The 6,767-nt window shown below is 37.5% G+C and carries 9 protein-coding genes; 3 read left to right on the forward strand and 6 right to left on the reverse strand.

What is annotated here, in order from left to right; genetic code table 11:
- Positions 1-40 precede the first annotated feature (40 nt).
- The 5 genes from P9B04_RS11735 to P9B04_RS11755 form a co-directional block, all read right to left on the reverse strand.
- Positions 41-775 carry a hypothetical protein gene (locus P9B04_RS11735; RefSeq protein ID WP_342055173.1) on the reverse strand — a complete coding sequence of 245 codons (735 nt, stop codon included), beginning with the start codon at positions 773-775 and terminating at the stop codon, positions 41-43.
- Between the two features lie 204 nt (positions 776-979).
- A complete protein-coding gene (locus tag P9B04_RS11740) occupies positions 980-1,396 on the reverse strand; it encodes a hypothetical protein (RefSeq protein WP_342055174.1) in 417 nt (138 codons plus the stop codon).
- 35 nt (positions 1,397-1,431) lie between these two features.
- Complete coding sequence (locus tag P9B04_RS11745; RefSeq protein WP_342055175.1) at positions 1,432-1,770, reverse strand: hypothetical protein; 339 nt, start codon at positions 1,768-1,770, stop codon at positions 1,432-1,434.
- Between the two features lie 122 nt (positions 1,771-1,892).
- Positions 1,893-2,162: a hypothetical protein gene (locus P9B04_RS11750; protein ID WP_342055176.1), complete on the reverse strand. Its 270-nt coding sequence runs from the start codon at positions 2,160-2,162 to the stop codon at positions 1,893-1,895.
- Positions 2,163-2,252: 90 nt separating this feature from the next.
- Positions 2,253-3,107, reverse strand: a complete 855-nt coding sequence (locus P9B04_RS11755) for an ArdC-like ssDNA-binding domain-containing protein (protein ID WP_342055177.1) — start codon at positions 3,105-3,107, stop codon at positions 2,253-2,255.
- Between the two features lie 182 nt (positions 3,108-3,289).
- Between P9B04_RS11755 and P9B04_RS11760 the strand changes: the two genes are divergently transcribed.
- Complete coding sequence (locus P9B04_RS11760; RefSeq protein ID WP_342055178.1) at positions 3,290-3,946, forward strand: AAA family ATPase; 657 nt, start codon at positions 3,290-3,292, stop codon at positions 3,944-3,946.
- Positions 3,927-4,850, forward strand: coding sequence for a ParB/RepB/Spo0J family partition protein (locus P9B04_RS11765; protein ID WP_342055179.1), 924 nt, complete (start codon positions 3,927-3,929; stop codon positions 4,848-4,850). Before P9B04_RS11760 ends, P9B04_RS11765 begins: the two co-directional genes overlap by 20 nt.
- A gap of 38 nt (positions 4,851-4,888) precedes the next feature.
- Here P9B04_RS11765 and P9B04_RS11770 read toward each other — a convergent pair whose 3' ends face one another.
- Positions 4,889-5,734, reverse strand: coding sequence for a hypothetical protein (locus P9B04_RS11770; RefSeq protein WP_342055180.1), 846 nt, complete (start codon positions 5,732-5,734; stop codon positions 4,889-4,891).
- Between the two features lie 516 nt (positions 5,735-6,250).
- Here P9B04_RS11770 and P9B04_RS11775 point away from each other — a divergent pair.
- On the forward strand, positions 6,251-6,556 hold the full coding sequence (locus P9B04_RS11775; protein ID WP_342055181.1) for a hypothetical protein: 306 nt from the start codon (positions 6,251-6,253) through the stop codon (positions 6,554-6,556).
- The last annotated feature ends 211 nt before the right edge of the window (positions 6,557-6,767 follow it).

The following is a 6,767-nucleotide window of genomic DNA, read 5'->3' on the forward strand; positions in this document are numbered from 1 at the left end:
ATCATTTTAAACAGATTTTTTCCAGGCTTTTTTCTAACATTCAACATTTCTGGATTTTGGTCTTACCTTTTGAGTTACTAACTCTTTCAGAATCTTGGAATCCAATTTCAACTAAGATTTGGTTGATACGACGTGCAGAAATGGGTTTATCCAACTCTAATTGTTCAGCAATGATCTTCCCCAGTTTGGTTGGTGACAATGGGATTTCTTCGACTTGCATTTGTGCAGAAAGTAACTGCTTACTTTCTTCGGCTGCTGTTTCTAAATGTGGGAAGGTTTTGGCAATCGCTGTTAATTTAGCAGACTCGATCAATTCTGGTTTGATGTTAAGCTTATACAAGCCAGAGAAGATTTGGTCAATTTCGGCTAATGTTGATTCTGGGGTAGGATTAGTAGTGGTTGGTTGATAATCGAGTTGTTGTTGCAACCAACCACGAATACCAACACTGGCAAAAGCTTTGTACACTAATCGGGCTTGTTCAGTACATCTAGCCCCGGCATCAAACGAATAGTATTCTAGTATTATTGATAAGGCAACTTCTGGAATTCCTTGGCGAAAGTTCCCAGGCTTAAAGCCTTCTGCTATAAGCTTTTGGGACAGTTTAGATGAAGAAAAATTACCCCCCGAAAAATGACGAGAAAGAACACTGTGAGCCACCCCAGCTAACCTGGCTGCTCCTCTAATTGTGGTGGTGCTGCTACCATCATTATTAATCGTGAATTCGGCGCGAATATCGGAACTTAATCTGATATCATTCATATTGTGTTGAACCATAAAATACTCTGCTTAATCCACGCAAAGCGTGGGACTTGGGACAATTTTCCGCACCCTGAAAGCTTTACTTGATCAGTGTTAAAGTAGTTGTGAACATTGATTTTTCCGCACTCAGAGATTATTCAAAAAGTCCCCAGGTTCAAAGCGTTATTTCATCAGGGTTAGAGCTAGTTTATATTTAAAAAAGTCCCCACCTGGAAACTATTAAAATTCCTGGTCTTCTGAATTAATCTCTGTCAAAGAAATTAACTCATCTTCTTCAAACCAAATCAATTCACGGGTTCCTCTAGTTCCCCTAATGCCATATTTCCAAGAGGGGGCTTCGTACAAAGTTTTCCCTGTTAGACTATATTCTTCTATTTCCAATGCACAAATACGATACACTTCATGTTCATCAAAGAAATTGTATTGCTGTTCTTGGCAAAAGAGCCATTCTTCAACTAAGATAACTTGTTCACAATAGACAAACTTTGGGGGATTATAACCATATTGGTCATAAGGAAACTGAGGGATAAAATCAAACTGGATTCGTTCAGGAATAGGGATATCATCGGGTTCTGTCTGGTATTCGATGCTAGGAATACCCTGACATTCGATACGTTGAATTTCTGTATAAGACATGATAGAATTAGGTGTAGATGTATATCATTTGGGGCTTAAGATACTTGCTTTTCCTGATTAATAAAATTAATCAAAGACAAGTCTTGATGATTCAATATTCTTACCAGAAGCTGTGAATCTACGCTCCATGTTTTTATTTCGTAGGCACACAATGATAGTCGTTGGCTGCGACGGATAATTGCTCTTGAGCAAAGGTTATTTTGTGTGAGATATTGACAGAATGCTTGGGCTTCTTGATAATTATCGAAGCCGAAATACGTAGTATGCCTTTCGCCTTTGGGGTTAGTAATAGTGGCTAAATGAGGCAAAAGGCAATTTAACCGCCAGTTATTGTCTAAAGGGACGACTTTGCTTTGATATTTGCTGTAAGTCATTGGAATGTGTTATTATCATCTCCATAACAGCGCAAAGCGCAACCTAACGCTCTAAAACAAGGCTTCTTGTGTTGACTCCTGTAGAGCGACTACTCATCAATTCGCTTCCTTGTGGCAAAGGGTTATTGATAATTAATACCTTGAATGATTTTGTTTCGTACTTGTGGGTCAATTTCTCCCACTGAGACACGACGGTTTAATTCAGTTAAAACATCGTTAAGTTCTTGTTCATTTAGTCGAAAAATATTGGTAGGATCTTTGGTTAATTTCCAAACTTGTTGAGGATCATTACAAACTTCGGTTAATCGATTAAGATAGAAATTAGTAATGGTATCTCGACGGTTTTTCCGTTTATCTTCGAGATTGACTGGTTTCTTCTTTTTTCGAGGCATTATGACTAACGGCTAAATTTCAGGTAGACTAAAAAGAGAAGGGATTGAACCTTCTCTTTTGGAAATAAATAACAGTGGTAAAGACATGAATTAAGCTGCTAATTGCGCTTGGAAATTTGTTTCAATCCAGTCAATAATTTGATTAGCAGCTTTCTGAATACTCATTCCACTTTGTCGAAGATTTTCCAGCGCATCCTCGCCTTGTTGCCAGCTAGCAACATAAGCAAACGAATAATCACTCGAATCAATGCCGAAATAATTAAGTACAATAAAAGCCACGGATTCGGCTTCTAATTCCGCTTGGCTTCTGGGAATATGGTTATCGTATTGTGTACGAGAATGCAAAATTGAGTGGCCTATTTCGTGCGCTAGTGTCTTCGTCTGATGTTGCTTTGGTAGCAGTGGATCTACTACAATTTCGATAGGATCTCCAGTTTGCCCATCGTAACGACAACAGCCGTTGGCTCTCCCTAGCAATCCTTTGAAAAATACGGGAACTTGGTTATGGTGGCTAAATGCCGTTAAGCGATCGATGAATCCTTGATCATCACCAGTTAATGGGGAAACTATTTCGGGTAATTCGTCTCCTTCGGTTTGGGAGATATCAAAGACGTTAACCGTCCTAAAGCCGAAAATACCAGTTTTTGCCTCTAATTCTCCTTTCTCGTTTTCTTTCTCGATTTTGCGTTTCAACGGGGCTAAAATTTTGATAGACTTGGTGCCTTTCTTTACCTGTCTTCCTAATTCTTGCCAGCGTTGATAGCCAGCCACTCTCGAAGCTTCTGGAAATTGGGACAAGATTAGCATCACATTGTTAAACGAGTAATTGTGGAATTGGGATTGTGTTTTCAAGTATCTTTGCCAGTCGCCGGATTCTAGGAGTTCGGCGAGTCCTTGTTCTAATTGCTCAAAGGCAAGTGCAGTTTTGTTTGTTTTTTGCACCATAAGGTCTAGGATTATTTTTTTCCCTAGATCAGCGCGAAGGCGCGAAAGATTGCCTCACTTATGCGTATAATTTAGAGAAACAATTTTTTAAACTTTGAAGTCAATTCCATTGATTCACTATCGTTTTTAACATAGTTGTTTACGCCAAAACTCTGTCAACAGTGCGCTCAAAAAAATTTATCATGCCAATTATTGCGTTAGTTAATCAAAAAGGAGGAACAGGAAAAACAACAGCGTCTGTTCACTTAAGTTATTTGTTATCACAAAAGCAAAAAACCTTATTAGTAGATGCTGATGCTCAGCAAAGTTCGAGTCTTTGGTTTAAAGCGGTACAACAAGACGGTGATGAAAATTATTTAGTAGAGAGTAATCCTGAAGAGTTATTTGAAAGTCTGCCTCAACTGGCTTCTCAAAACGAGTACGTTGTGGTAGATGGACCGGGAAGTTTATCAGAAGTGACAAAAGCGATTTTAGCTCGTTGTGATTTAGCCTTAATTCCTTGCCAACCATCAGGATTAGATATTCATAGTAGTAGTCAAATCATCCGTTTCATCCGTCATGCACAAGAACTAAGAGGAGGATGGCCAAAAGCTGCTTTATTTCTTTCTCGTGCTACAAAAGGAACAACTTTACTCAAAGAAGCTCAAGAAGTTTTCTCCGATAATATTATCCCTTTATTACAAAGTATCATTTACCAAAGACAATGTATTGCTGATGCCCCCGGTCAGGAAAAAACCGTTTTTCAAATGACCCGCTCAGCAGCGAAAGAAGCTGCTAAAGACTATCAAATATTATTTAATGAAGCTTTGGAGATCCTCAATGCCTGTACGTCAAAATAGCCTGAAACAATTTGTTTTTTCTGAAGAGAACCAAGTGGAATCCTCCACTAATCCTACTTGGTTATCGCTCAACTCTATTATTTTCAATTCTTCGCAACCTCGACGTTATTTTGATACCCAAAAATTAAAAGAGTTAACAGAATCAATAATACAATATGGCATCTTAGAACCTTTATTAGTTCGTCCTATAAATAATAGCTCTAATCAATATGAATTAGTGGCAGGAGAACGCCGTTATAAAGCAGCTATTAGTGCAGGATTAACACAAGTGCCTGTGACAGTTCGCTCTCTCAGTGATCGAGAAGCTTTAACCATTGCTCTAGTAGAAAATTTACAGAGAGAAGACTTAAATCCAGTTGAAGAAACAGAGGGAATACTTCAATTACTTTCTTTTCATTTAGATATAAGTATTGATGAGGTGATAGCTAATTTATATCGAATGAGAAACGAAAGTAGTGGAACGGTTAGTCAAAACGTTTTGACTAACGAAGTTGGGAAAACAATTCAATCAGTTTTTAAGTCTCTTGGGTTATTAAGTTGGGAGTCATTTATTACCTCCCGATTACCTTTACTTAAGCTTCCTTCTGAACTTCTAGAAGCTTTACGAAAAGGTCAAATTTCTTATACAAAAGTAATGGCAATTTCAAAAGTAAAAGACTTCACTCAACGACAAAATCTATTAACTCAATCTGTTGAAGAGAATCTTTCTTTATCTCAAATCAAAGAACAAATAAGATACTTAGAAGAACCGTTGACTTTGAATAATTCTCTAACCCCTCAAAAAACATTAGATAATCTTAATTCAAGGCTTAAAAAGTCAAAAATTTGGAAAAATTCTCGAAAATGGAGAAAGCTACAAACTTTACTTAAGAAAATCGATCTTCTTCTTGAAGAAGATCGCTAGTAAACTGCACTATTGGGGTAATGTGTGACGTTCTTTATCTATTTATTGGCATAAGTCTTTTCTACTAACTGCAACATTTGCTCTTCCAAGGGGGTCAGGTACGGACGGTCAATTTTCCCCAACAACCGTAAGACCCCCTTGGCTGTATGTTCTAACTCAGCACCTTGCAGTCGCTGAATCCTACCATGAAGTTTTTCGATGGCTGAACAATCTTCTTCGGTATATTGCAATTCTCGCAAGAATTCAATTTCAATTTCTTCTAATTCACTATCCCAGGTTTGGATATTACAAGTGGTTTTTGAGATTGCCGTCACGATACCCCAAAACCCATTTTTACCTTTTAACTTGGGGTTATCTTGAGCAACAATTCCCACCACTTCCCCCAACTCAAAAGGATTATCTGCATCCTCTCGGGTCATTTCTCTGACCACTTTTTGAACGATATTGTGAGTAGGGACTTTATTATTCGCTATCTTCACCGCTTTGTCCCATGCATCCACTTGTAGTGGTGGTTTCTTCAATACCCCCAAAGGCCGCACCTGGAACTCACCGGTAGGCAGAATTTCGCAACCACTGGCTTTTATATTCTCATAGATGGTTGCTCCGGCAATTAAATAATCGGACTTTTGACGGGAATGACCGAACTTTTCTCGACAATAAACCGAAAAACTGGGATGGGTGTCACGATACAGTTTTTTTTCTCGCAGTTCTTTCAAGGCTTGTCCCGCAGCCCACACAGCACCAGCGACCACCGCTTCTAATCGTTGCTTTTCAGCTTGTTCAGATTGACTAAGGGGTTGAAAGGGACTATTGATAAGGCTTGAGTCTTCAGACACCACCTCAACATCAATCGTTGGCACGGACTGAGACTGAGACTGTGCCAATAACTGGTTAAAGTCGTCGGTGGTGAAATGATCTTGTGCTGAACTTCGTCGTCTTCGGTATCGTGGTATAGTTTAAGTCCTCTTTTCTACTCATAATCTATTATATTCTGCCAGAAAAAAACAACTCTATCATAAATCTCGTTTAGTAATTTACTAAGTAAACTACTAAATTATTTAAAACTAATATCAAGAACTGTTTTCTAAAATCAACTATAATATATGTACATTTATATCGACAAGAATATGTGCAAGAGAAAAGTTTTTAAAATTTTCTAAACCATTAAACAACTCCAATTATAGTTCTACAGAGGAAACTATCAACTGAATATTAATCCTATCATTACTTATCAAAAAACGGCTCAACTTCCCATTGAAATCTATGTTCAGCCTGTCACTCAATTCATCAAGAAGAATTCTTCTTTATTACTCCCCGAATGGCAGATATTGCCTAAGACTACTGTGATTTTTTTATTGTATTCTTTCATTCCGTTAGATACGATTAATTGTAAAGTTGAAATGGAAAAACAACGATTGAAAGAAGAATTTTTGATTTTGAGTAAAAGAATAAAACTAACTTGTAAAAAACAAGGGTCATTAATTGCTATTATTGATCCGCAAGATGGAAGACCTATTGATTCTCCTGCTAGTCAACTTAGCTTTGATGTAATTGCTGTGGTTCATCAGTTGCTCAATTTTAATTATTATCAAATACATGGTTGTAAAGTTTTAACTCATCCGATTCAACAAACAGCGATTTATCCTAGTCTTTTATTATCTGATGTTGATATTACAATAACAAAGTCTTGGTTTCAACATCTCTGATTATTCTTGGTTAAGTGAAGATACAAAATTAATTGCACAAATAAGAAATAGTTGAATAGACTCGACCTCTTGGTAAAGTGTTTTATGATATGATAGAAGCTTGGATAGTGTAAGTTAAGTCGTGAAAATCAATCTAAGTTGATAGTATTTCATCCTCTCGTTCTAACGGATTTTGTGGGTGAGGGATTTTGGATGCGATCGCGAGCAAATG

The organism is Crocosphaera sp. Alani8 (genome assembly GCF_038442745.1).
Lineage (GTDB): Bacteria > Cyanobacteriota > Cyanobacteriia > Cyanobacteriales > Microcystaceae > Crocosphaera.

Coding starts and splice junctions, on each gene's coding strand:
- P9B04_RS11735 (WP_342055173.1), bottom strand. CDS start 775: ATGGTTCAACACAATATGAATGATATCAGATTAAGTTCCGATATTCGC.
- P9B04_RS11740 (WP_342055174.1), bottom strand. CDS start 1,396: ATGTCTTATACAGAAATTCAACGTATCGAATGTCAGGGTATTCCTAGC.
- P9B04_RS11745 (WP_342055175.1), bottom strand. CDS start 1,770: ATGACTTACAGCAAATATCAAAGCAAAGTCGTCCCTTTAGACAATAAC.
- P9B04_RS11750 (WP_342055176.1), bottom strand. CDS start 2,162: ATGCCTCGAAAAAAGAAGAAACCAGTCAATCTCGAAGATAAACGGAAA.
- P9B04_RS11755 (WP_342055177.1), bottom strand. CDS start 3,107: ATGGTGCAAAAAACAAACAAAACTGCACTTGCCTTTGAGCAATTAGAA.
- P9B04_RS11760 (WP_342055178.1), top strand. CDS start 3,290: ATGCCAATTATTGCGTTAGTTAATCAAAAAGGAGGAACAGGAAAAACA.
- P9B04_RS11765 (WP_342055179.1), top strand. CDS start 3,927: ATGCCTGTACGTCAAAATAGCCTGAAACAATTTGTTTTTTCTGAAGAG.
- P9B04_RS11775 (WP_342055181.1), top strand. CDS start 6,251: ATGGAAAAACAACGATTGAAAGAAGAATTTTTGATTTTGAGTAAAAGA.